Here is a 24,719-nt window from a genome sequence, read left to right on the forward strand (position 1 = left end):
ACCCCCGACAGGCGGGGGTTTAGCAAGGATATGTCACGCCAGAGGAAAATCAGGCGTGAGATTCTTTAACTTCGCGGATGCGGTCCTGATACTCGCGCAGTTTCTGCGGCGTCATCATGCGACGTTGATCGTCGAGCACCACACCACCCACTTCATCGGCAATGTGCTGTGCGGACTGCAGCATCAGCTTAAAGTTTTGCAGCTCGTCACCGTAGGACGGAACCTGCATAAAAATAGTCACGCCAGGGGTGCTGAAATCACCCGTCATTTCGGGGTCAAACGTTCCTGGGTTAACCATATTGGCAAGGCTGAACAGCGAAGGACCGCTGCCATCCGGGCTCAAATGACGATGGAAAATATTCATATCGCCAAATTTAAAACCGGCTTGCTGAATGCTGTTGAGCAGCACTTCACCGTTGAGCTCACTACCGTGATGCGCCGCAACGTTCATAATAATGACCGCTTCTTTACGCTGCGGTTTTTCAGCAACAGGCGCTTCTTCAACTACCGGCTCAGGCTGCGGTTGATGTTCAACGGCAGGCTCTGCGGGCTGGAAAGCCTGCGGCGCAGGTTGCGGTGCTTGCTGCACGGGCTGCTGAACCTGCGGAGCAACGGGCTGATGCTGCATCGGCTGCTGCACAGGTTGTTGCTGAACAGGCTGATGTTGCACCGGCTGCTGCGGTTGCACGGGCTGCGGCTGCTGCTGAGCATGCGGCGGCGGTACCGGCGCTTGTGCAGGCTGCGGCGCGGATTGACGCGGCTGAGCAGACGCATAAGGCGGCTGGTACTGGTGTTGCGGCGACTGAGGAGGAACACCATGTTCCTGCGCGTTACCGGGAGCATGATTCACACGATGAACGCGAACTTCGCCCACGCCTTCGTCTTCCTCGACGTTGTCGTCGAACGAATCCTCGTCTTCACGTTTAGACTTCATGCGTTTCAGTGGGCGATCGCGGAATATAGAAGACCGCTCTTTACGGCTAGTCCAAAAACCATGTACCAGTAAAGCGATTATGGCGATCGCGCCAACAATGATTAATATCAGACGCAAATCCTGCATCATTATATTCTCTGTTGTTCTAACACCTTGCCACCACGGCAAACATTTACTCACTAAGAGTATTTGTCGATTACGCCAAGTGCAAGTGCACTCTTGGCTTTCACGGCATAAAGATGAACAAAATTGTGCTTTTTGCTGTTTTTTCGAACATTTCTGAACAGCTTAACGCTCAACAACCCGGTAAGATACGCAAAGTTTACCAGAGCTTATATAACAAGGAGTATGTCCTGACCATGGTTTCATCATCTGCAGTCGTACCTCGCAGCGGCCTTTATTACTTTTCACAGGGATGGAAGCTCATCACCCAACCGGGCATTCGTCGCTTTGTCATCCTGCCTTTGCTGGTGAATATCCTGCTGATGGGCGGCGCATTCTGGTGGCTATTCACACAACTCGATAGCTGGATCCCCGCGCTGATGAGTCACGTCCCTGACTGGCTTCAGTGGCTCAGCTACTTGCTGTGGCCGATTGTCACTATCTCCGTACTACTGGTGTTCGGCTACCTGTTTTCCACCATAGCCAACTGGATTGCCGCGCCGTTTAACGGTCTGCTGGCAGAACAGCTGGAAGCACGCTTAACGGGCGCAACACCGCCTGATACCGGCGTTCTCGGCATCATGAAAGATGTTCCCCGTATCATGAAACGTGAATGGCAAAAGCTGGCATGGTATCTCCCGCGCGCCGTCGTGTTGCTGATCCTCTATTTTATTCCGGGTATTGGTCAGACCGTCGCCCCAGTGCTGTGGTTCCTGTTCAGCGCGTGGATGCTGGCCATTCAGTACTGCGATTATCCGTTTGATAACCATAAGGTGCCTTTTAAGGAGATGCGCGTCGCGCTGCGCACACGCAAGGTCACCAATATGCAATTTGGCGCATTGACCAGCCTGTTCACCATGATTCCGGTGCTCAATCTGTTCATCATGCCGGTCGCGGTTTGTGGTGCCACGGCGATGTGGGTAGACTGCTATCGTGCTAAGCACGCGTTATGGAAGTAATGCAAAAATGTGTAAAAGCGGGCTGGCTTATGCCCGCTCTTATTCCATACTGCAACGCATTATTTCCTGGTGGCATATAGATATACGAATTCCTTACTTCCCCATACTTTCTCAACAGGTATGCTGAAGCGGTATCCCAATTTCATACAGTTAAGGACAGGCCATGAGTAAGATTTTTGAAGACAACTCGCTGACTATCGGTCATACGCCGCTGGTTCGACTGAACCGTATCGGTAACGGACGCATTCTGGCGAAGGTGGAATCACGCAACCCAAGCTTTAGCGTCAAATGCCGTATCGGTGCCAACATGATTTGGGATGCCGAAAAACGTGGTGTACTGAAACCGGGTGTAGAGCTGGTCGAACCAACCAGCGGCAACACAGGGATTGCGCTGGCCTACGTTGCCGCAGCTCGCGGTTACAAACTGACTCTGACCATGCCTGAAACCATGAGCATTGAGCGCCGCAAGCTCTTAAAAGCGCTGGGCGCGAACCTGGTGCTGACCGAAGGCGCAAAAGGTATGAAGGGCGCGATTCAGAAAGCGGAAGAAATTGTGGCCAGCGATCCGGAAAAATTCCTGCTGCTGCAGCAGTTCAGCAACCCGGCAAACCCGGAAATCCACGAAAAAACCACCGGCCCGGAAATCTGGGAAGATACCGATGGCCAGGTTGATGTCTTTATTTCCGGCGTCGGTACCGGCGGTACGTTGACTGGTGTGACCCGTTACATTAAAGGCACTAAAGGCAAAACCGATCTGATCACCGTCGCGGTTGAACCTACCGACTCCCCGGTTATCGCCCAGGCGCTGGCAGGTGAAGAACTCAAACCAGGCCCGCATAAAATTCAGGGCATTGGCGCAGGCTTCATTCCGGGTAACCTTGATCTGAAGCTTATCGATAAAGTCGTTGCCATCACTAATGATGAAGCTATTTCTACTGCGCGTCGCCTGATGGAAGAAGAAGGTATTCTGGCGGGTATCTCTTCCGGTGCTGCGGTTGCTGCCGCGCTTAAGCTCCAGGAAGATGAAACCTTTACCAATAAGAATATAGTGGTTATTCTACCGTCATCGGGTGAGCGTTATCTGAGCACTGCACTGTTTGCCGATCTCTTTACAGAGAAAGAACTGCAACAGTAGTGCCAGCATGTTAAAAACGCGTAAAAAAGCACCCTTTTGGGTGCTTTTTTGTGGCCTGCTTCAAAGTTTCAACTCGCCTGGCATTGATTCAGCCCGCCGGAACTGGTATTTAACCAAACTAATTATTTTGATGCGCGAAATTAATCGTTACAGGAAAAGCGCTAGCTGAATCGATTTTATGATTTGGTTCAACTCTTCCTTTCGCGGCATAATGTTTAATGACGAACGAAACGTCAGCGGCAAGAAGTTGCCAGCAACGGATTGCACCGAACTCCTTTTGTGTCGCGTCCAGTTTACGCCGATGCTAACAATACAGGCTAAAGTTGAGCCGCCAGGCTAGACTTTAGTTCCACAACACTAAACCTATAAGTTGGGGAAATATAATGTTCCAGCAAGAAGTTACCATTACCGCTCCGAACGGTCTGCATACTCGCCCTGCTGCTCAGTTTGTTAAAGAAGCAAAAGGCTTTACTTCTGAAATTACTGTGACTTCCAACGGCAAAAGCGCTAGCGCCAAAAGCCTGTTTAAACTGCAGACTCTGGGCCTGACTCAGGGTACCGTTGTCACCCTGTCCGCAGAAGGTGAAGACGAGCAGAAAGCAGTTGAGCATCTGGTTAAACTGATGGCTGAACTCGAGTAAGTTCAACGAGTTCTTTTAAATATCAGTCACAAGTAAGGTAGGGTTATGATTTCAGGCATTTTAGCATCCCCGGGTATCGCTTTCGGTAAAGCATTGCTGCTGAAAGAAGACGAGATCGTCATTGACCGGAAAAAAATTTCTGCCGACAAGGTTGATCAGGAAGTTGAACGTTTTCTGAGCGGTCGTGCCAAGGCATCTGCGCAACTGGAAGCGATCAAAACCAAAGCTGGTGAAACGTTCGGTGAAGAAAAAGAAGCCATCTTTGAAGGGCATATCATGCTGCTCGAAGATGAGGAGCTGGAGCAGGAAATCATAGCCCTGATTAAAGATAAGCACATGACGGCTGATGCAGCTGCGCATGAAGTTATCGAAGGTCAGGCCACAGCCCTGGAAGAGCTGGATGATGAATACCTGAAAGAACGTGCGGCTGACGTACGTGACATCGGTAAACGCCTGCTGCGTAACATTCTGGGTCTGGCAATTATTGACCTAAGCGCTATCCAGGACGAAGTTATCCTGGTTGCCGCAGACCTGACCCCGTCTGAAACCGCACAGCTAAACCTGAACAAGGTGCTGGGTTTCATCACTGACGCGGGCGGACGTACCTCTCATACCTCTATCATGGCGCGTTCTCTGGAACTGCCTGCCATCGTAGGTACGGGTAGCGTCACCTCTCAGGTGAAAAACGACGACTATCTGATTCTGGATGCCGTAAACAACCAGGTTTACGTCAATCCGACCAACGACGTTATCGAGCAACTGCGTGCCGTTCAGGAGCAGGTTGCGACCGAGAAGGCGGAACTCGCTAAGCTGAAAGATCTGCCGGCTATCACGCTGGACGGTCACCAGGTTGAAGTTGTTGCTAACATCGGTACCGTTCGCGATATCGAAGGCGCCGAGCGTAACGGCGCTGAAGGTGTGGGTCTGTACCGCACCGAATTCCTGTTCATGGACCGTGAGTCGCTGCCAACTGAAGAAGAACAGTTTGCTGCGTATAAAGCCGTTGCTGAAGCCTGTGGCTCTCAGGCGGTCATCGTCCGTACCATGGACATCGGCGGCGATAAAGAGCTGCCGTACATGAACTTCCCGAAAGAAGAGAACCCGTTCCTGGGCTGGCGTGCCGTGCGTATCGCCATGGATCGTAAAGAGATCCTGCGTGACCAGGTTCGCGCTATTCTGCGCGCCTCTGCTTTCGGCAAACTGCGTATCATGTTCCCAATGATCATCTCTGTTGAAGAAGTGCGTGCACTGCGCAAAGAGATCGAAATCTACAAACAGGAACTGCGCGACGAAGGTAAAGCATTTGACGAGAGCATTGAGATTGGCGTGATGGTGGAAACACCAGCTGCGGCAACAATTGCGCGTCATTTAGCCAAAGAAGTTGATTTCTTTAGTATCGGCACCAATGATTTAACGCAGTACACCCTGGCAGTTGACCGTGGTAATGATATGATTTCACACCTTTACCAACCGATGTCGCCATCTGTGCTGACGCTGATCAAGCAAGTTATTGATGCTTCTCATGCTGAAGGCAAATGGACTGGCATGTGTGGTGAGCTTGCAGGCGACGAACGTGCTACACTTCTGTTGCTGGGGATGGGTCTGGACGAATTCTCTATGAGCGCCATTTCTATCCCGCGCATTAAGAAGATTATCCGTAACACGAACTTCGAAGATGCGAAGGTGTTAGCAGAGCAGGCTCTTGCTCAACCGACAACGGACGAGTTAATGACGCTGGTTAACAAGTTCATTGAAGAAAAAACAATCTGCTAATCCACGAGATGCGGCCCAATTTACTGCTTAGGAGAAGATCATGGGTTTGTTCGATAAACTGAAATCTCTGGTTTCTGATGATAAGAAAGACACCGGAACTATTGAGATCGTTGCTCCGCTCTCTGGCGAGATCGTCAACATCGAAGACGTGCCGGATGTAGTTTTTGCTGAAAAAATCGTTGGTGATGGCATTGCTATCAAACCAACCGGTAACAAAATGGTTGCTCCTGTTGATGGCACCATCGGCAAAATCTTTGAAACCAACCACGCTTTCTCTATCGAATCCGACAGCGGCATTGAGCTGTTTGTTCACTTCGGTATTGATACCGTTGAACTGAAAGGCGAAGGCTTCAAACGCATCGCTGAAGAAGGTCAGCGCGTGAAAGTGGGCGACCCGGTTATTGAATTCGATCTGCCGCTGCTGGAAGAAAAAGCCAAGTCTACCCTGACTCCGGTTGTTATCTCCAACATGGACGAAATCAAAGAGCTGATCAAACTGTCCGGTAGCGTGACAGTGGGTGAGACTCCGGTTATCCGCATCAAGAAGTAATTCTTTTTGCAGAGAAAGATGGCGCCAGCAGGCGCCATTTTTTTTATCTGATGGATATCAAAACCCTGCCGGATGGCGCTACGCTTATCCGGCCTACAGCAAACTCCGTAACGTAGGCCGGATAAGACGTTCTCGTCGCCATCCGGCATTAAATCTGTGAGGTGACCGGTCGGTAACACGCCTCGCGCATCAGAATCTTCATCCCTTCCGGCCCGCTTTCCAGCATCCGTCGCTCCGAGTCTGCCACTAACAATTCACAGTCGTAGCCACCCGCAATACCAAACATGGCCCGCGCTACACAGATATCTTCCAGCGCTGCTGCCCCGTTGGTGTCAAAATGTCCAACCATACGCCCATTCTGGCGAACTACCAGCCGGTAACTCTTCATCGCGCCTCCCCTGCCGGTGGCAGAATTAATTCATCACAACCGCACAGGTGCGTCCACGTCATCACGTCCAGCACCCGCTGCGCGGCGTCGTGAGTCGCGGTCGTCAGCGTTTTCCCCAGTACAAGGCCGCTCACCAGCTCTGCACAAAACAGATCGCCAGTCCCCTTCAGATCCGTTTTCACTCGCGGATGGGCTAACACCTCAACCGTTTCAGCCGTCACCACCGCAACGTTAATAATCTCTTCGGTATCCCCCGGCGCGCTGGTTATTACCACCCATTTCAGGGTGTCAGTGAGCAGTGATTGTGCCGCCGTAATGGCTTCATCAAGCGTACTACACGGCTTTCCGCTTAGCATTTGCAGCTCGAACACGTTCGGCGTCAGCCCCTGTGCCAACGGCAGCAGGTGCTGACGATAAGCTTCCGGGATTTCGGCTTTCACATACATGCCGCTATCCGTATCGCCAATCACGGGGTCGACCAAAATGCATAGGTCCGGATGCGTGGCCCGAACGGTTTCCAGCCACTGTGCCAGCAAGGCGATTTGCTCCGCGCTGCCCATGTAACCTGTAGTCACCGCCTTTAGCTCACGCAAGGCATCACGCTCGCTTAAGGCGCGGAGATAGCCGCTAAACCAGTCAGACGGAATAACACCGCCGTAAAAGGTTTCATAATGCGGGGTATTACTGAACAGCACCGTGGGTACTGCCGTCACGCGTAACCCCTGCGCTTTAATGGCCGGGACGGCGATGCTGTTACCTACGCTGCCATACACCACCTGTGACTGGACCGCGACGATATCGGTCTGTAACGCCCGATTCGTGTCGTCAAAGAGCACTGACTGGATATCACTCTCCTGCTCCATAAATTTCTCCTCTCGCTGGACAGCGGGCCTACGCCTCACTATTATCGTCATATGCTAAAATTCATTTTGTCATAGGTCAATAATGATCGACGGAAAAACCGCTAACGAAATTTTTGACAGTATCCGTCAACATGTCACTACAGGCACGCTGGCAGCAGGCGAAACGTTGCCGCCAGTGCGGGAACTGGCAACGGAATTAAACGTGAACCGCAATACTGTCGCGGCGGCTTACAAACGCCTGGTCACCTCAGGGTTGGCGCAGAGCCTGGGACGCAACGGCACGGTGATTAAGGGGATTACTGCCCCCGTTGCGCTGGAAGGTGGTAATCCGGATACCCCGCTTATCGATCTTTCCGGCGGTAATCCAGCGCCCTCGCGTCTTCCTGACCTGAGTAGTTATTTCGCGAAGATAAATAAGAATCCGCGGTTGTACGGCGATGCCGCTGTGTCACCAGGGCTTAAGGTATGGGCATCACAATGGATGCAAAATGCAATGCCCGGCAAAGGGGAAATTGATATCACCAGCGGCGCCATTGATGCTATCGAACGGCTACTGTGCGCCCATTTACTGCCTGGTGATAGCGTTGTCGTAGAAGATCCATGCTTTTTGAGCAGCATCAACATGCTGCGTTATGCTGGTTTCTCCGCCAGTCCGGCCAATGTTGACCACGAAGGCATGCTGCCGGACCAACTGGAACTCGCGCTACAGAAAGGTGCGCGGGCGGTGATTCTGACACCGCGCGCGCATAACCCGACAGGATGCAGCCTGAGCGCTTCACGCGCGGCGCAATTGCAGGAAATCCTGGCCCGCTATCCGCAGACGCTGGTGATCGTCGACGACCACTTTGCGCTGCTATCTGCTTGCCACTGGTATCCGGTGATTGCGAAGGAAACCACGCACTGGGCGATTGTCCGTTCGATGTCAAAAACGTTAGGTCCGGATTTACGCCTGGCCATTGTGGCCAGCGATCCGCTCACTTCAGGGAAGCTACGTTTACGGCTCAACTCCGGCAGTCAGTGGGTCAGCCACCTGCTGCAGGATTTGGCCTGCGCCTGCCTGAGTGACGAGACTTATCAACACACGCTGGCGCAAACTCAGCAGTTTTACGCCACCCAGCAGCAAAAGTTGACAGCAGCGCTACGGCGACATGGCATTGAGTTGCCCGTTGGTGACGGTCTGAATATGTGGCTACCGCTGGATGATAACAGCCAGGCGATCGCTTTTGCGCTGGCAAAGTCCGGCTGGCTGGTGCGGGAAGGCGAAGTTTTTGGCGTCAATACGCCTGCCCACGGCCTGCGTATTACGCTGTCAACCTTAACTGACAGCGACATTGATAAGCTGGCGGCTGATATTCATCAGGCGCTAAAACGCTAACAGGAGAGAAAAAGTGCGAGTTCATTTTGTTATTCATGAGTCTTTCGAATCTGCTGGCGCGTATCTGTCGTGGGCCGAATCACGCGGCTATAGCGTCAGTTGGTCGCGCGTTTACGCCGGAGAAGCGGTCCCTGCGAACGCCGATGATTTCGATATGTTGGTGGTGTTTGGCGGTCCGCAGTCACCACGAACCACGCTGGCAGAGTGCCCGTACTTTGATTCTCAGGCCGAGCAGCATCTGATCAACCAGGCGATTGCGGCACGTAAAATTGTGGTGGGGATCTGCCTGGGTTCACAGTTAATCGGCGAAGCGCTGGGTGCGAAGGTGTGCCAGAGTCCGGAAAAAGAAATTGGTCACTACCCCATCGTTCTGACCGAAGCCGGTCAACAGAACCCGCTGTTCAGCCATTTCGGCTCATCGCTTATCGTCGGTCACTGGCACAACGACATGCCGGGGTTAACCGACCAGGCGATAATTCTTGCTACCAGTGAGGGCTGCCCGCGACAAATCGTGCAATACGGTAATTTCGTCTATGGTTTCCAGTGCCATATGGAGTTCACAGCTGACGCGATTGAAGGATTAATTCAGCACTCAGAGCAAGAGTTGGCTGAAGCTGAAGGGAAACGCTTCATCCGCCCGGTTGAAGAGATGCGCGCCTGGGACTACCAGCAAATGAATGAGAAGCTGTGGCAATTCCTGGATAAGCTGGTGGAAAAACGTAACGATTAATCATCCCTGGCCGGATAAAACATTATCCGGCCATCGTGCCAGGCAGTTACCTGATGGCGCTGCGCTTATCAGGCCAAAAAGTTAAATTCCCAGCCCCTGATTAAAGTGCTCTTCACCAAAGACGCCGGTCGAAAGGTAGCGATCGCCGCGATCGCAGATGATCGCCACAACTACCGCGCCGGGCGTAGCACGTGCAACGCGTAACGCGCCCGCGACCGCGCCGCCAGAGCTGACACCGCAGAAAATTCCTTCACGCACGGCCAGTTCACGCATGGTGTTTTCCGCATCGTTCTGATGAATATCCAGCACCTCATCCACCAGCGAGGCGTTAAAAATGCCCGGCATATATTCCGCAGGCCAGCGGCGAATTCCCGGAATACTACTGCCCTCTTCCGGCTGCAGGCCAACGATAGTGACCGCTTTTTCTTGCTCACGCAGAAAACGCGACACACCGGTAATGGTGCCTGTCGTTCCCATACTGGAGACAAAGTGGGTAATACGACCTGACGTCTGCTGCCAGATTTCCGGTCCGGTGGTGGTGTAATGCGCGTACGGGTTATCCGGATTATTAAACTGATCCAGCAGCTTGCCTTCTCCACGCTGCGCCATCTCAAGGGCTAAATCGCGCGCGCCTTCCATCCCCTGCTCTTTGGTGACCAGAATCAGCTCGGCACCATAGGCGCGCATCGCCGCACGGCGCTCCTGGCTCATGTTGTCTGGCATCAGCAGCTTCATGCGATAGCCCTTCAGCGCGGCGATCATTGCCAGCGCAATTCCGGTATTACCGCTGGTCGCCTCAATCAGCACGTCGCCTGGCTTAATTTCTCCGCGTTTTTCCGCTTCGACGATCATCGACAACGCGGCGCGGTCTTTCACCGAACCTGCGGGATTATTGCCTTCCAGCTTGACCCAAATTTCACTACCGTTATCCGGCGCCAGACGTTGTAATTTCACCAGAGGCGTATTGCCAATTGTTTGTTCTAATGTGTTCACGTTTTCAGCTCAATAAAAATGCCGGGTGGCGCTGTACTTACCCGGCCTACAGGTCATGCTGCACCTGGTAAGCCCGGTAAGCGCAGCGCCACCGGATGATAACTATACGAATTAACCTATCAGGCGCTTTGCGCCAGGGCAAGTTCCTCTTCCCGCGTTTCAATACGCTGGTCGCCGTTATACAGGCGCGCATTTTGCAGCCCGACAAACAAACGTTCGCCGCGGCCAGGGGAATCATCGCCCTGCATGACTACCGTCAACGGTTCGTTATACCACCCAAGAGGTTGCACAACTAATTGGGTGTAGTGCCCTTTCGGGCTGGCTTCCAGCACTTGTACCGGCAACGGCGAATCCAGGCTGGTACGACGGCTCACGTCCACTTCCCACGGGCGCAGGAACAGATCCACCGGTCCCTGATAGCCAGGCGTATAACCCAGCGGCCAGCGGTGTGCGCCCACATGGAATTGGCCGCCACGAATCGTCCCCTGCAGGCGGTTAACCTCACCCATAAATTCCAGGACGAAACGAGTAGCCGGTTCGCGCCATACCTGATCCGGCGCATCAGCCTGTTCGATATGACCCTGACTCATCACCACTACGCGGTCTGCGACTTCCGTTGCTTCTTCCTGGTCGTGGGTAACAAACACGCTGGTAAATTTCAACTCTTCATGCAACTGACGCAGCCAGCGACGCAGCTCTTTGCGCACCTGCGCATCAAGCGCGCCAAACGGTTCGTCGAGCAGCAGGATCTGCGGCTCTACCGCCAGCGCACGCGCCAACGCCACGCGCTGTTTTTGCCCGCCGGAGAGCTGTGCCGGGAAACGGTCCGCCAGATGAGCCAGTTGAACCATTTCCAGCAGTTTGGTCACTTTTGCTTTGATGGCCGCCGCATTCGGGCGCTCACGCCGTGGCAGGACCGTCAGACCAAACGCGATATTGTCGAAAACGGTCATATGACGAAACAGCGCATAGTGCTGGAACACGAACCCCACCTTACGGTCGCGGGCGTGCAATCGGCTGACGTCGGTACCGTGAAAACGGATATGCCCGCTGGACTGATGCTCCAGCCCGGCAATAATGCGCAGCAGCGTGGTTTTGCCCGAGCCGGATGGCCCCAGCAGCGCGACCATCTGACCTGAAGAAATATCCAGCGAGATATCGTTCAGCACCTGGGTGCGACCAAAAGACTTCTTAATATTGGCAATCTCAATGCTCATGATTTTCCTCCTGCTGCGCGCGTTTTTCCTGGTTCTCCAGACGCCATTGCAACATGCTCTTCAAAAACAGGGTAATAATCGCCATCAGCGTTAATAGCGCCGCGGCGGTAAAGGAGCCGACCGTGTTGTAGTCCTGCTCCAGTAATTCAATCTGTAGCGGCAGCGATAGGGTTTCGCCGCGAATCGAGCCGGAAACCACTGACACCGCACCAAACTCACCAATCGCACGGGCGTTGGTCAACACCACACCGTACAGCAATGCCCAACGGATATTCGGCAGCGTAACGCGGCGGAACATCTGCCAGCCGGATGCACCCAGCAACACAGCCGCTTCATCTTCATTGCTGCCCTGGCTTAACATCACCGGCACCAGCTCACGCACCACAAACGGACAGGTAACGAACACTGTCACCAGCACCATCCCCGGCCAGGCAAACATAATTTGCAGGTTATGCTCATCCAGCCATCCACCAAGCGGGCCGTTAGAGCCGTAAAACAGCAGATAGACCAGACCGGCGACCACCGGCGAGACAGCAAATGGAATATCCAGTAACGTCAGTAGTAGTTGGCGTCCTGGGAAGTTAAAACGGGTCACCAGCCAGGCCAGCAACACACCAAACACCAGGTTCACCGGCACCGCAATTAGCGCAATCAGCACCGTCAGCCAGATGGCATGCAGCATGTCCGGATCCGCCAGGTTCTGTAATACCGGCATTAATCCCTTGCTGAACGCCTGCACGAAGATGTAAATCATCGGCACCAGCAAAATAAACGCGGAGACCAGCATGCCCGTGCCGATCAGAAACCATTTCCCCCAGTTGATGCGGGGTGCGCCATAGCGTTTCAATTGGGTAATGTCTGCCATCAGTGACCTACCACACGTCGACCAAAGCGACTTTGCAGAGTGTTAATTGAAAACAGCAGCAACAACGAAGCCCCGAGGATCACAGAAGCAATCGCGCTGGCGGCCGGGTAGTCAAACTCCTGCAAGCGAACAAAAATCATCAGCGAGGTCACTTCCGTCTTCCATGCGATGTTTCCGGCGATAAAAATAACCGCGCCAAACTCACCGAGGCTGCGGGTAAACGACAGCGCAACGCCCGCCACCAGCGCAGGAGACAGCTCCGGCAGCACTACTTTACGGAAACTTTGCCAGCGCGTAGCACCGAGCGTTTCAGCTGCTTCTTCATATTCCGGGCCTAACTCTTCCAGTACCGGTTGCACGGTACGCACCACAAACGGAATGCTGGTAAAGGCCATCGCTACCGCGATACCGAGCCAGGTGTAGGTCACCTTGATATCCAGCTTCGCCAGCCACTCGCCGTAGAAGCCATTAACCGAAAACAGTGACGCCAGCGTCAGACCTGCCACCGCCGTAGGCAGTGCGAACGGCAGGTCCATCAGCGCATCCAGCAGCGTACGGCCCGGAAAGCGATAGCGGGTTAAGATCCACGCCATCAGCAAACCGAACACGCCGTTAAAAATCGACGCCACAAACGCCGACAGCAGCGTCACTTTATAAGCCGCCACCACCTGCGGATTGGTAATCACATCCCAGTATTGCGCCCAGCTCATTTGCGCCAGTTGCATCACCAGCGCGCTCAGCGGCAGCAGCAATATCAGGCAGACAAACAGCAAGCTGGTGCCCAGGCTCAAAGTGAAGCCGGGCAGCACACGTCGGGAAGAAACAGCAAACATTTACTTACGCCCCGCCGCCAGCAGTTTGTCCAGCTCACCGCCGCTGACAAAGTGCGTTTTCATCACTTCAGGCCACGAGCCAAACTTATCTTCCACACGGAACAATTCGGTCTGCGGGAATTTATCTTTCAGCTTGTCCATTACCTGCGGGTTATTCACGCGGTAGTAGAAATCGGTAATGATGGTTTGCGCCTGCGGGCTGTACAGCCAGTTCAGGTAAGCTTTCGCCGCTTTTTCAGTACCGTTGGCCTGCACATTTTTATCTACCCAGGCCACCGGGAACTCCGCCAGAATGTTGACCTTCGGCACCACCACTTCGAAGCCCTGGTCTTCGTACTGTTTACGGATATTGTTCACTTCCGATTCAAAGGTAATCAGTACGTCGCCCAGACCGCGCTCCACGAAGGTGGTAGTTGCACCACGACCGCCGGTATCAAATACTTCCACGTTTTTCAGAAACTGGGTCATGAACTGTTCGGTTTTAGCTTTATCCCCACCGTCCGCTTTATCTGCCGCGCCCCACGCAGCCAGATAGGTATAGCGTGCGTTACCGGAGGTTTTCGGGTTCGGGAAAATCAGCTTCACGTCCGGGCGAACCAGATCGTTCCATTCGTGGATATTCTTCGGGTTGTCCTTACGCACCAAAAACGCCATGGTGGAATAGAATGGCGAACTGTTATTCGGCAGGCGGCTTTGCCAGTCGGCAGGGATCAGCTTGCCTTTGTCATGCAGGATCTGCACGTCGGTCACCTGGTTATAGGTCACGACGTCAGCTTTCAGCCCCTGCAAAATCGCCAACGCCTGTTTTGATGACCCGGCATGAGATTGTTTAATCGTCAGTTTGTCGCCGCCGTTATCCTTCGCCCATTGCTGTTCAAACGGCGGATTAAGGGCGGCAAACAGCTCGCGGGAAACATCGTATGAACTGTTCAGCAGTTCCGTTGCCTGCGCCTGCCCCACCAGCAACAGCATGGCTGCCAGCGTCAGTGTTCTTTTTTTCAGTAAGTTAACGGCCATTGCGCACCCTTATAAATTAAATGACTTTCTTATGGTCATCATATTTATAACCAGTGCTAAAGGAGTAACGGTTTTATATACCGTTTGATGATTTGAAAGTTGAAAAGAGAATAAGGGGTACCTCCTCCCCAGCACATGGGGAGGAGACCGGCATCAATCAGACGCCGACGCTTACGCTTTCAGGCAAAGTGCTGCCGCCATCAATCACGTTTTGCGTGCCAGTTAAATAACTGGACTCATCCGATGCCAGGAACGCCGCCAGTTCACCGACCTCAAGCGGACAGGCCAGACGACGCATCGGGATCGCTTTCGCCATTTCGACTAAAACGGATTCAGGATCTTCCGGGTTAGACTGACGCGCAATGCTTTCCGCCATCGGCGTACGAACGTAGCCAGGGCAAATGGCGTTCACGCGAATGCCGGACTGCGCATATTCTACCGCCAGGGATTTGGTCAAACCGATGATCGCGGCTTTCGACAGCGCGTAGGCCGTTTCGCCCGGGTCAGCAACCATATCGCCGGTCACCGATGACATCATCACGATGCGCCCATCTTTGCGCGCAATCATCTCCGGCAGAACGGCTTTCGTCACGTTCCAGACGCCTTTAATGTTGATATCAATGTGGAAATCGCGATCTTCATCGCTCATATCAAGGAAGTTGCCGAGGCGGCATACGCCGGCATTGTTCACCAGAATATCGATTTTGCCTTCAATCTGCTTCGCGCGCGTCACCGCTTCCTTGACCGACGCAAAATCTCTGACGTCAGCGTGAACGGCTGTGCAACGGTGCCCTCGCCCAGCCAACTCATCCGCCAGTTTTTCAATCTCATCGGAGATATCCAGCAGGATTAAGTTCGCACCATGGCGGGCAAACGTTCTGGCGATACCCTCGCCAATACCCTGAGATGCGCCCGTAATCAATGCTGTTTTGCCCGTGAGTTTTCCCATTTCAATATTCTCCTTTTGAATATGAAGCCTTCGCTTCATTCACGCAGAAGATACAGCAATAACAAATTAGTGCTGAGGAATAGCTCACTAAATCAGGTTAATCTCAGGTAAAAAAAATCCCCGACGATGCGGGGATGTCTATTTCGTGGCCGATAACAGGCTCAGCTCACCATTACAGCGCCATTAAACGGTCCAGCGACGGTGCAAAGTAATAGCCGCCGGTTACCGGTTTGGTGAAGCGCAGCATCGCATCACGCTTACCGTCGGTGTCACCAAACATGCTCAGCAATTGTTGTTCAATGTTGTGCAGACGAGCGCAGTAGGCGCAGAAATAGAGACCATGCGTGCCGCTGGCAGTACCGTATGGCAGGCTCTGGCGCACAATTTTCAGCCCTTTACCGTCTTCTTTGAGGTCAACACGGCTCAGGTGAGAGGTGACCGGACGGTCATCACCGTCGATCTCTTCGTTGGCTTCCTTGGTGCGACCAATCATCATTTCCTGGTCATGGATGCTCATGCGATTAAGCTGCTTCAGGTTATGTTCCCAACGCTGCACAAACACATAGCTGCCACCGGCATCCACGCCATCTTTGATAACAGCAACTTCACGGCGCGTTTCTTCGCCTGCCGGGTTTTCCGTACCGTCAACAAAGCCGCTGAGATCGCGCTCTTCGACCCAACGGAAACCGTGGATTTCTTCTTTAACTTCAATACAGTCGCCAAATGCTTCCATTGCCGCCTGCGCAACGGAGAAATTCACGTCATGACGCAAAGAGAGAATGTGGATCAACACGTCATATTGGGTTGCTGGTGCCAGACCTTTACCGTAAGGGATAAAGTCTTTTAACTCTTCAGCACCGACGCCGCCGCTCAATGCACGCCAGGTGTTGTTGCCAAAAGCGACAACCGCGCCCAGATGCGCATCCGGGAACTTAGCTTCAAAGGTCGCCAGCTTATCGGCGAAGGTTTTGCTGGCCGCACGCAGGGCATCAACGTCGCCTTTAACATTGGCTTCAATCCAAATCGCCGCACGGCAATGTTCTGGCAAAATGCCACTCTGAACCTGAGACATTGTTCCTCCTGAAAAAAAGATGCCACGACATCGTGGCATTGATGGGCGCTATTCTACCTGTTTTTTTAACAAGCCGATTTGTTCAGACGCAAATTAACGCCGCCAGATAATTTTGCTTACTTTCCACGCTTTCAGCGTGTCGTCAGACGGCATTATATCCTCAGGCCCGCTCCATTCACCGGAAAAAATATAGCTAATATGTTGACTTCCTTCAGCTTTACACTCAACGCCCGCGCTGTCATCTCCGGTTGCTTTTTGGCAATTACCGAAAGCTTTAGTGTAAAGGTCGCTAAACGGTGTACCGATTTCGACACCCGCGGCTGACGAAATATCGTGATCTAATACATCAATACGACTGATGGTTCCCTGGCTGCCGTTGATGACTATCGCCAGCTTGTCGTCTTTCATCGCTTCATAGAAGCGCACCACATTACCGTTATCGGTCTTCATTCCGCTACGCAGGCGGTAATCGCCGTCCAGCGCATCAGCAATGGCTTTTTCATCCAGCGGCGTAGCGCCCGTTAACGCTCCGACGCCCTGCTCTGTGACCTGCGTTGAAGAACCAAACCAGTTCCACGGATTGGCGGCAGACCAGTTCACCGAGGACAACGTTGAACACCCGGCCAGTAGCAGCGGCATCGCGCATAAAGTCAAACGCAGTGATTTCATTTCACTTCCTTCCTTAATTATCAACGGTGCTTGGAGTCCGGTTTCCCCAAAAAGTGCCGTTATTCTTTCTCAAGGGAAAAACAGGCACGCAGACGTTGATTGGTTAACAGCCAGATCAGCGCGACGATATCCGCCACCAGCAGCGCCAGCCCGACGCCGTTGAGCGGATCGCCTGCCAGCCACATCACCGGCTGCCAGCACAGCAGCACCAGTTGAGCGAGAATCAATAATCCGCGCAGCCAGCGCCAGATCACCGGAAACGCAAAGCGTCGCCCACTGAGTAAAAACGCCAACACGGCGGGAACGCCGGGAAGCAACCCCAGCCAGAATGCGTCATGATCGGGATAAAACAGATTCAGCAAGGTGTTGCCCTGCTCACGGGAAGAACCGGCAATCACAAACAAAACCCAGGTGCGTGCCTGCAACAGCAGTACGCACCAGAAGAGAAAAGGCAGGCGCAGACGCCCATGACCGTCATAGTCGGCCGGATGAAACTCAGTACTCTTCATCTTCGATCAAACGCTTGCCCAGATTGAGTACATCCGCATGTTCATAGCCCAAACGTTCATACATGCCCTGTACGACGTCGTTATCGTCACGCACCATGATTTGAATCTTCGGACAACCGCGGGCAATGAGCTTTTTCTCCAACCGGTTGAGCAGCGCATTGGCAATACCGCGTCCGCGAAACTCAGGATGCACGCCCAGGTAATAGGCGGAACCGCGATGCCCGTCGTATCCGCCCATCACCGTGCCGACCACCTCGCCGTTCACTTCAGCAACGAGGAACAAGCTGACGTCATGATTGACTTTGCGTTCGATGTCCATTTCAGGGTCGTTCCATGGACGCAGCAAATCACAACGCTCCCAGAGGGTGATCACCTCTTCGAAATCTTCCTGGCGAAAAACGCGTATTTCCATGGTATTGGGTACCTTTTCAGGACGTTAAAAAGCGATTATGGCGCGAACGGCTGATTTAGCCAATATCTGACGCGAAGCGGCGGAAAAAATGGCATAATACGGAATTGTCACGTATTGAAATGAAAAGTAAAACAATTCTTATCCCGATCCGTCGCAACGGACAACGCGATACGATATAACGTTTAGAACCTTTTTTTTACAACTCAGGCCGTATGAGCACTTTTAAACCACTAAAAACACTCACATCGCGCCGCCAGGTGCTGAAAGCCGGGCTGGCCGCCCTGACGCTGTCAGGCATGTCGCAAGCCATCGCTAAAGAAGAAGCGCTAAAGACCAGCAATGGACACAGCAAACCGAAAGCGAAAAAATCAGGCGCTAAACGCGTGGTTGTCCTTGATCCGGGTCACGGCGGTATTGATACCGGCGCCATTGGCCGTAACGGTTCCAAGGAAAAACATGTGGTACTGGCGATTGCCAAAAACGTGCGATCGATTCTTCGTAACCAGGGGATTGATGCGCGTCTGACCCGCTCCGGCGATACGTTTATTCCGCTCTACGATCGCGTTGAGATTGCCCACAAACATGGTGCCGATCTGTTCATGTCGATCCACGCCGACGGTTTTACCAATCCGAGCGCTGCGGGTGCTTCGGTCTTTGCCTTATCCAATCGCGGCGCCAGTAGCGCCATGGCGAAATATCTGTCCGATCGTGAAAACCGGGCCGATGAAGTCGCCGGAAAGAAGGCCACTGACAAAGATCATTTGTTGCAACAGGTGCTGTTCGATCTGGTGCAAACTGACACCATAAAAAACAGCCTGACGTTAGGCTCGCATATTCTTAAGAAGATCAAGCCGGTACACCGTCTGCACAGTCGCAGCACGGAACAGGCCGCCTTCGTGGTGCTAAAATCACCTTCGATTCCGTCGGTCCTGGTCGAAACCTCGTTCATCACCAACCCGGAAGAAGAACGATTGCTGGGTACGGCGGCGTTTCGTCAGAAAATCGCCACCGCTATCGCCAATGGCATCATCAGCTATTTCCACTGGTTTGATAACCAGAAAGCACACTCGAAGAAACGTTAACCATGAAGCCCGATGCACAGCGCGTAAAACAGTTCCTGCTCAGCCTGCAGGATGAAATTTGTCAGCAGTTATCCACCGTAGACGGCAGCGAATTTGTTGAGGATAACTGGCAACGCGAAACAGGCGGCGGCGGGCGCAGTCGGGTGTTGCGTAACGGCGGTATTTTCGAGCAAGCAGGCGTCAACTTCTCCCACGTCCACGGCGATGCAATGCCGGCCTCGGCTACCGCGCATCGCCCGGAGCTTGCCGGGCGCAGTTTTGAAGCCATGGGCGTCTCGTTGGTGGTGCACCCGCAGAATCCCTACATTCCAACCAGTCATGCCAACGTACGGTTTTTTATCGCGGAAAAACCGGGGGCCGATCCCGTGTGGTGGTTTGGCGGCGGCTTTGACTTAACGCCCTACTACGGCTTTGATGAGGATGCGGTTCACTGGCATCGCACGGCGCGGGACCTGTGCCAGCCGTTTGGCGATGACGTTTATCCACGTTACAAAAAGTGGTGCGATGACTACTTCTTCCTCAAGCACCGCAACGAGCAGCGCGGCATTGGCGGGCTGTTTTTCGATGATTTGAATACCCCTGATTTCGACCACTGCTTCGCTTTTATGCAGGCGGTAGGTCAAGGATACACCGAGGCGTATCTGCCCATCGTCGAACGCCGCAAAATGATGAGCTGGGGCGAGCGCGAGCGTAATTTCCAGCTTTATCGTCGTGGGCGCTATGTGGAATTTAATCTGGTGTGGGATCGCGGCACGTTGTTCGGTTTGCAAACCGGCGGGCGCACGGAGTCGATTCTGATGTCGATGCCACCGCTGGTACGCTGGGAGTATGACTGGCAGCCGGAAGCGAACAGCCCGGAAGCTGCCCTTAGCGAGTTTATTCAGGTCCGCGACTGGGTGTAATTGCCTGATGGCGCTATGCTTATCAGGCCTACAACAACGGCAAACCCGTAGGCCGGATAAGACGCGTTAGCGTCGCATCCGGCACAATAATCTCATCATGCCCACTGGCGCATACGCTGATGCAGCGTCAACGACGGTTTCTCCGCAAACAGCTGCTGGTAGTCGGTGGCAAACTGCCCTAAATGCCAGAATCCCCACTGCATGGCGGCGTCTTTCACCGTCGCACTCTGCGACCATGGGCTTATCAACTCACGGCGAACGGCGTTCAGGCGAATACGTTTCAACCAGGCATTCGGGCCAATACCGAGGATCGCGTGAAAGGCGTTTTGCAACGTCCGGCGGCTAACGTGCAGCTGATTGCATAAGTCGAGCACGGTCAGCGGCTCTGACATATTTTCCAGCACATATTCGCGCGCACGTGACAGCAAGCGACGATAGCTCTGATGGCTGATGCTTTCCGCAGTCATAATCGGCTGCGCTTCTTCCAGCATGGTGCCCATCGCCAGCAGCAGGTTATCCCCCAACACTTTACGCACCGCGGGTTGGTGAAGGTTTTCAGGATTCTCACTAAACGTCGCCAGCGCCTGCTGCACAAAGCCCCATAGCGCGGCTTTGTGTTGTTCTTTAACTTCCAGCGCCGACTGATTGCGCAGCATATGTAGCACCCTTTCCGGGTTATGAAGGAAGTTGGCCTGACGAGCAATGGCCTCTTCCGAAATGACGACACCCAAAATGGTGTAATCATCCGGCGTACTCAGTTCAAACTCCGTCCCGCCTGGGCGGGTGGCAATTTCAGCGCTACCCAAACACTGGGTACCAATAAATCCCTGCTCGCCGCGCGTGGCCGGAATGCCAAACCAAAATGAGTTTGGCCAGACAAGGCACGACTGACGCAGCGCCAGTCCGGTGTATTCACGGAACACCTGAATATCATCGAGCAGGATTTCCGTGAACTCGCCATGAAATTTTCCCGGATGCAGCTGGTCGTAGATCTGCTGCCAGGCGGTAATCGTCAGCGCGTGCTCATACACATCCGTTGTTCGCCGTTGGTGAACGTTGTCCACTTCCACTTTCGGCGTCAGTTTAACGTCTTCGGGTAATACTTCATGATAAAGATGGTGCAAGTTTGCAGTACGGTTCTTTTTCATGATCTTTTAAGCCGGAAGCTTCAACGAAGCCCCCGGCCCTCCGACAGGTTAATTTTTTAAGCGGTAGCGACTACTGCGTTTACGCAACGCTCCATCAGAAAAGAGCTGTTCCAGCGCATTTCTGGCTTCATCAAGTGACCAGCCAAAGTGGGCCGCCACTTCCCCTGCCGTCATTCCTTGACGGACCGATGCTAACAGCGTCAGAAGTTGGGCAGAGGATTCAGACGTCACTGGGGCGTCCTGTGTCTTCTCTGGTTTCACTTCTGTTTTCGCTTCTGGCTTCTGTTCAGGTTTCTTCGGCTGGCGTTTAAAATCGCCGATCAGCCACTGGGTGTCATCGTCCGGCCGGCCTATTTCCTTACGGCTGATAACACGGCCCGTACGCGCTGCGGCTGCACTGCCAGCATCCAGCGCTGCGCGGCATGCCGCCAGATCGCCTTCCACCACCAGCGTCAGCCGACCAGGATCGAGCACTTCGTGGCTAAGCAGACGCACGTTCGCGGCTTTCAGCATGGCATCGGCCGCGTCCACGGCAGCCACCATGCCATCCACTTCCAGTAATCCCAGTGCATTGATCATCACTACCTCTCTTACGCGCGCTGGATTGGATTACGGGCAATATCCAGAACGGCATCGGCAAAGGCGTTACATGCGGCTTTACAAGCGGCCTGGCTACCGGTCAAAAACGCGGCTGAATAGTTAGTTTCTGACGGCGGTGGTACATAGGTCACCAGTTGTACATCGGCAGATTTCAGCGCGGCATCAATACCAAATGTCGCTTCCAGCGGCGGTGCTACCAGATACGCCATCGGATCGCCCAGTCGGCATCCCGCGGTTGCGGAGAGATACGAACCGGTACGCGAAACCACATGCGCCAGGAAGGCGGTATCTTCTGCGTCATTCGCCCACTGGAATGCCGCCCCGCTTTCAATATTGGCCACCATCGCGTCCAGACCCGCGCGAACTTCGGCCGGGTTTGGTCCACCGAGCATAATCAGCACTTCGCCCGATGTTGGAGAGGGACTGTGCGCCGCACCGGCATACAGCGAGCGGCCATAAACCACTTCGACCATTGCCTGTTTTGTCGCTTCGTCTGCGGCAATATACGCCACGTCATCAGAATCTGCTGTGATGAGTCCGAGGCTACGTATATGTGGCGGTAATTTAAGTTCGCGGGCAAAACCGTCATTTACCGAGGCAATCACACGCATTGCGGTGACTGAAGGTCTAATTAAATCTAATGCTGGCATGATGCCTCCTTAACGGGTCATATTGATGCCGGATGCTTTTTGCTCCAGCATGCGCTTGGCCAAATCCACAATCACCGCCGCCGCTTCAACCGGTGGCGTACCGCCCTGGTGAATGTTCGAGATACAGGTACGATCAGCTTCAACGGTGGTCGCCACACGCGGCGAATAGACGGCATAGCAAGAAAGACTTTCCGACTGGCCGAGGCCCGGACGTTCACCAACCAGCAGGATCACCGCTTTTGCACCCAGCAGTTCGCCGATCTGATCTTCGATTTTCACGCGCCCATAGCGAACAAAGAACGGCGTCCCGACCTTCAATCCGGCCTGTTTTAAGCCCGACAACAGCGGCGGCAGGATCTCTTCATAGTTAGCGGTAATCGCGTCGGTAGACAGGCCATCAGAAATAATCACCTGCACATCCGGATTCATTACACACTGTGATTTCAGTGCTTCAATGGCTTCCGCACTCAGACGACGCCCCATATCCGGACGCGTCAGATACAGGTTTTTGTCGCTGATTTCCGAGCGCACTTCCAGCAGCCCCTGGGCTTTTACCCACTCTTCCGGCACTTCTTTCAATACCGTATCTTTCGAACGCGAGTGGTCAGCCAGGAAACGCAGCAGCGCCTGGGTACGCGGACGAGGACCGGCACGACCGGTACATACACGCGCAGCGGTGCTACGACGAAGTTCAGTCAACACCTCTGCACGGTGCGGATTCTCAACGCCAATCCATGCTTTGGCTTCGGCTGAGCCTAAGTCCATCGCGCAGCTTTCACCGGTCGGCGCGGCGCACTGCGTGGTGCTGCATTTTGCTGGTGCTGACGGTTCTTGAGCCTGCGGTTGAGACTCACCCATTGACGCCATTACGCTGCGTACAATTTCTTCAATCTGTTTTTGATCCATCGTGTGTCATCCCCGCGTCATCAGAAGAACAGTGACGGATCGCCCGCCCGTTTGGTCAGGCGACCGTTTGCCATAATGCCCATGGTTTCCAGCCAGCGTTCAAACTCCGGCGACGGACGCAGGTTCAGCAGCTGACGCACGGTCGCGGTGTCATGGAAGGCGGTGGTCTGATAGTTGAGCATGATGTCGTCACCGAGCGGCATGCCCATGATGTAGTTGCAGCCAGCGGTGGCGAGCAGAATCATCAGGTTTTCGTTAAGGTTCTGGTCAGCATCAGCATGGTTGGTGTAGCAGCAGTCGCAGCCCATTGAGATGCCGCTCAGCTTGCCCATAAAGTGATCTTCCAGACCCGCGCGAATAATCTGACGGTCGTTGTAGAGATACTCCGGCCCGATAAAGCCCACCACGGTGTTCACCAGGAACGGATCATAGTGGCGTGCCAGCCCGTAGTTACGCGCTTCCATCGTCACCTGATCGGCGCCGAAGTTCGCGCCCGCGGAAAGTGCAGACCCTTGCCCGGTTTCGAAGTACAGGCAGTTTTCCCCGGCGATACGGTTGAACTCAGCGCCCACTGCGCGCGCTTCATCCAGCATGGCCAGCTCAACGCCAAACTCTTTTAAGCCTTTTTCGCTACCGCAGATACTCTGGAAAATCAGCCCGCCCGGCGCGCCGCGACGAATCGCTTCGATCTGGGTAGTCACGTGTGCCAGTACGCAGCCCTGGGTCGGGATGTTGAATTTGTCGATAACGCCGTACACGGTATCCAGTACGCGGCTTAAGTTTTCCACGTCATCCGTTACCGGGTTTACGCCGATCACCGCATCGCCCGCCCCGAAGGACAGCCCTTCGTAGATTTGTGCGGCAATACTCTGCACGTCATCACGGGTGTCGTTCGGCTGCAAACGGCAGCTGAAGGTGCCCGGCAGACCGATGGTGGTATTGGCCTTTTTGATCACCGGCATTTTCTTACCGCCGTAGATCAGGTCCGCGTTAGAGCAGATTTTTGCTACCGCAGCGACCACTTCCGACGTTAACCCTTTGCGCGTAAACGCAATGTCATCAACGGAGGTTTCATCGCTCAGCACGTACTCGCGCAGCTCGCTGATACTCCAGTTTTTGATACGGTTATAGGCCGTCTCGTTGACGTCATCCTGAATCAGACGAGTAACACAGTCCTCTTCATAGGAAATCACCGGGTTATTGCGGATATCCGCCACCGTCATTTCCGACAGTACCTGCTTGGCCGCCACGCGCTCCTGCGAACTGGTTGCGGCCACTCCTGCCAGCACATCCCCCGAACGCAGTTCGTTGGCTTTTGCCAGCACCTCTTTAACATCCTTAAACTGATAAACATTGCCGAACAATGTGGTCTTTAGTTTCATAAG

At 53.7% G+C, this 24,719-nt stretch carries 27 protein-coding genes; 9 read left to right on the forward strand and 18 right to left on the reverse strand.

The features are described from left to right. Positions 1-49: 49 nt before the first annotated feature. Positions 50-1,063 (reverse strand): cell division protein ZipA, encoded by a 1,014-nt coding sequence (gene zipA / locus OGX97_RS22360; RefSeq protein WP_060683463.1) that lies wholly within the window; start codon positions 1,061-1,063, stop codon positions 50-52. A gap of 230 nt (positions 1,064-1,293) precedes the next feature. Between zipA and cysZ the strand changes: the two genes are divergently transcribed. The 5 genes from cysZ to crr all read left to right on the forward strand — a co-directional run bounded on the left by cysZ (position 1,294) and on the right by crr (position 6,154). Next, positions 1,294-2,055 carry a sulfate transporter CysZ gene (cysZ, locus tag OGX97_RS22365; RefSeq protein ID WP_057066948.1) on the forward strand — a complete coding sequence of 254 codons (762 nt, stop codon included), beginning with the start codon at positions 1,294-1,296 and terminating at the stop codon, positions 2,053-2,055. Positions 2,056-2,218: 163 nt separating this feature from the next. Further along, complete coding sequence (cysK, locus tag OGX97_RS22370; RefSeq protein WP_003038091.1) at positions 2,219-3,190, forward strand: cysteine synthase A; 972 nt, start codon at positions 2,219-2,221, stop codon at positions 3,188-3,190. A 383-nt stretch (positions 3,191-3,573) separates the two neighbouring features. Continuing rightward, positions 3,574-3,831, forward strand: coding sequence for a phosphocarrier protein Hpr (gene ptsH, locus OGX97_RS22375; RefSeq protein ID WP_002913505.1), 258 nt, complete (start codon positions 3,574-3,576; stop codon positions 3,829-3,831). Positions 3,832-3,876: 45 nt separating this feature from the next. Beyond that, complete coding sequence (ptsI, locus tag OGX97_RS22380; protein ID WP_103015162.1) at positions 3,877-5,604, forward strand: phosphoenolpyruvate-protein phosphotransferase PtsI; 1,728 nt, start codon at positions 3,877-3,879, stop codon at positions 5,602-5,604. 40 nt (positions 5,605-5,644) lie between these two features. Beyond that, complete coding sequence (gene crr / locus OGX97_RS22385) at positions 5,645-6,154, forward strand: PTS glucose transporter subunit IIA (RefSeq protein WP_000522253.1); 510 nt, start codon at positions 5,645-5,647, stop codon at positions 6,152-6,154. 148 nt (positions 6,155-6,302) lie between these two features. Here the strand turns inward: crr and OGX97_RS22390 are convergent, their stop codons facing one another. Together OGX97_RS22390 and pdxK are read right to left on the reverse strand one after the other, a co-directional pair. After that, entirely contained in the window at positions 6,303-6,542 is a 240-nt protein-coding gene (locus OGX97_RS22390) for a hypothetical protein (protein WP_008785406.1), read from the reverse strand. After that, positions 6,539-7,405: a pyridoxine/pyridoxal/pyridoxamine kinase gene (gene pdxK / locus OGX97_RS22395; protein ID WP_235127032.1), complete on the reverse strand. Its 867-nt coding sequence runs from the start codon at positions 7,403-7,405 to the stop codon at positions 6,539-6,541. The genes OGX97_RS22390 and pdxK overlap by 4 nt, the downstream gene beginning before the upstream one ends. A gap of 82 nt (positions 7,406-7,487) precedes the next feature. Here pdxK and ptsJ point away from each other — a divergent pair, with 82 nt between their 5' ends. Then, positions 7,488-8,780, forward strand: a complete 1,293-nt coding sequence (gene ptsJ / locus OGX97_RS22400; RefSeq protein WP_191226952.1) for a MocR-like B6 salvage transcription factor PtsJ — start codon at positions 7,488-7,490, stop codon at positions 8,778-8,780. Between the two features lie 13 nt (positions 8,781-8,793). Continuing rightward, complete coding sequence (locus OGX97_RS22405) at positions 8,794-9,510, forward strand: type 1 glutamine amidotransferase (protein WP_235127030.1); 717 nt, start codon at positions 8,794-8,796, stop codon at positions 9,508-9,510. An 81-nt stretch (positions 9,511-9,591) separates the two neighbouring features. Here OGX97_RS22405 and cysM read toward each other — a convergent pair whose 3' ends face one another. The 10 genes from cysM to OGX97_RS22455 all read right to left on the reverse strand — a co-directional run bounded on the left by cysM (position 9,592) and on the right by OGX97_RS22455 (position 18,046). Beyond that, a complete protein-coding gene (gene cysM / locus OGX97_RS22410; protein ID WP_003835014.1) occupies positions 9,592-10,503 on the reverse strand; it encodes a cysteine synthase CysM in 912 nt (303 codons plus the stop codon). Between the two features lie 119 nt (positions 10,504-10,622). Beyond that, entirely contained in the window at positions 10,623-11,720 is a 1,098-nt protein-coding gene (gene cysA, locus OGX97_RS22415; protein WP_235127028.1) for a sulfate/thiosulfate ABC transporter ATP-binding protein CysA, read from the reverse strand. Next, positions 11,710-12,585 (reverse strand): sulfate/thiosulfate ABC transporter permease CysW, encoded by an 876-nt coding sequence (gene cysW / locus OGX97_RS22420; RefSeq protein WP_003038064.1) that lies wholly within the window; start codon positions 12,583-12,585, stop codon positions 11,710-11,712. The genes cysA and cysW overlap by 11 nt, the downstream gene beginning before the upstream one ends. Continuing rightward, on the reverse strand, positions 12,585-13,418 hold the full coding sequence (gene cysT / locus OGX97_RS22425) for a sulfate/thiosulfate ABC transporter permease CysT (RefSeq protein WP_003038061.1): 834 nt from the start codon (positions 13,416-13,418) through the stop codon (positions 12,585-12,587). The genes cysW and cysT overlap by 1 nt, the downstream gene beginning before the upstream one ends. Next, positions 13,419-14,435, reverse strand: a complete 1,017-nt coding sequence (locus OGX97_RS22430) for a sulfate ABC transporter substrate-binding protein (RefSeq protein WP_235127026.1) — start codon at positions 14,433-14,435, stop codon at positions 13,419-13,421. A 157-nt stretch (positions 14,436-14,592) separates the two neighbouring features. Beyond that, positions 14,593-15,384 carry an SDR family oxidoreductase UcpA gene (ucpA, locus tag OGX97_RS22435; protein WP_003835020.1) on the reverse strand — a complete coding sequence of 264 codons (792 nt, stop codon included), beginning with the start codon at positions 15,382-15,384 and terminating at the stop codon, positions 14,593-14,595. Between the two features lie 172 nt (positions 15,385-15,556). Further along, the gene (gene yfeX, locus OGX97_RS22440; RefSeq protein WP_003835022.1) at positions 15,557-16,456 is read right to left on the reverse strand and encodes a porphyrinogen peroxidase; all 900 of its coding nucleotides are present in this window, start codon (positions 16,454-16,456) and stop codon (positions 15,557-15,559) included. A gap of 93 nt (positions 16,457-16,549) precedes the next feature. Next, positions 16,550-17,125, reverse strand: a complete 576-nt coding sequence (locus OGX97_RS22445; RefSeq protein WP_048215807.1) for an RpoE-regulated lipoprotein — start codon at positions 17,123-17,125, stop codon at positions 16,550-16,552. A gap of 59 nt (positions 17,126-17,184) precedes the next feature. Next, positions 17,185-17,634, reverse strand: coding sequence for a DUF2919 domain-containing protein (locus OGX97_RS22450; protein WP_003835027.1), 450 nt, complete (start codon positions 17,632-17,634; stop codon positions 17,185-17,187). Then, on the reverse strand, positions 17,621-18,046 hold the full coding sequence (locus tag OGX97_RS22455; protein WP_003038048.1) for a GNAT family acetyltransferase: 426 nt from the start codon (positions 18,044-18,046) through the stop codon (positions 17,621-17,623). The genes OGX97_RS22450 and OGX97_RS22455 overlap by 14 nt, the downstream gene beginning before the upstream one ends. A 212-nt stretch (positions 18,047-18,258) precedes the next feature. Here OGX97_RS22455 and amiA point away from each other — a divergent pair, with 212 nt between their 5' ends. Continuing rightward, the gene (gene amiA / locus OGX97_RS22460; protein ID WP_003038046.1) at positions 18,259-19,128 is read left to right on the forward strand and encodes an N-acetylmuramoyl-L-alanine amidase AmiA; all 870 of its coding nucleotides are present in this window, start codon (positions 18,259-18,261) and stop codon (positions 19,126-19,128) included. 2 nt (positions 19,129-19,130) lie between these two features. Continuing rightward, positions 19,131-20,030, forward strand: a complete 900-nt coding sequence (gene hemF / locus OGX97_RS22465) for an oxygen-dependent coproporphyrinogen oxidase (protein ID WP_235127021.1) — start codon at positions 19,131-19,133, stop codon at positions 20,028-20,030. Positions 20,031-20,125: 95 nt separating this feature from the next. On the opposite strand, the gene eutR is transcribed toward hemF, so the two are convergent. The 5 genes from eutR to eutB are packed head-to-tail and all read right to left on the reverse strand — an operon-like array spanning position 20,126 to position 24,716. Then, on the reverse strand, positions 20,126-21,178 hold the full coding sequence (eutR, locus tag OGX97_RS22470; RefSeq protein ID WP_003835032.1) for an HTH-type transcriptional regulator EutR: 1,053 nt from the start codon (positions 21,176-21,178) through the stop codon (positions 20,126-20,128). A gap of 48 nt (positions 21,179-21,226) precedes the next feature. After that, positions 21,227-21,757 (reverse strand): ethanolamine utilization microcompartment protein EutK, encoded by a 531-nt coding sequence (eutK, locus tag OGX97_RS22475; RefSeq protein WP_279850724.1) that lies wholly within the window; start codon positions 21,755-21,757, stop codon positions 21,227-21,229. Positions 21,758-21,768: 11 nt separating this feature from the next. Beyond that, positions 21,769-22,428, reverse strand: coding sequence for an ethanolamine utilization microcompartment protein EutL (gene eutL, locus OGX97_RS22480; RefSeq protein WP_003838537.1), 660 nt, complete (start codon positions 22,426-22,428; stop codon positions 21,769-21,771). A 9-nt stretch (positions 22,429-22,437) separates the two neighbouring features. Beyond that, on the reverse strand, positions 22,438-23,334 hold the full coding sequence (eutC, locus tag OGX97_RS22485; RefSeq protein WP_008785418.1) for an ethanolamine ammonia-lyase subunit EutC: 897 nt from the start codon (positions 23,332-23,334) through the stop codon (positions 22,438-22,440). Positions 23,335-23,354: 20 nt separating this feature from the next. Next, positions 23,355-24,716: an ethanolamine ammonia-lyase subunit alpha gene (gene eutB, locus OGX97_RS22490; RefSeq protein WP_003038029.1), complete on the reverse strand. Its 1,362-nt coding sequence runs from the start codon at positions 24,714-24,716 to the stop codon at positions 23,355-23,357. Positions 24,717-24,719 lie beyond the last annotated feature (3 nt).

The sequence above is a fragment of the Citrobacter sp. Cpo061 genome, from assembly GCF_030332845.1.
Taxonomy (GTDB): domain Bacteria; phylum Pseudomonadota; class Gammaproteobacteria; order Enterobacterales; family Enterobacteriaceae; genus Citrobacter; species Citrobacter portucalensis.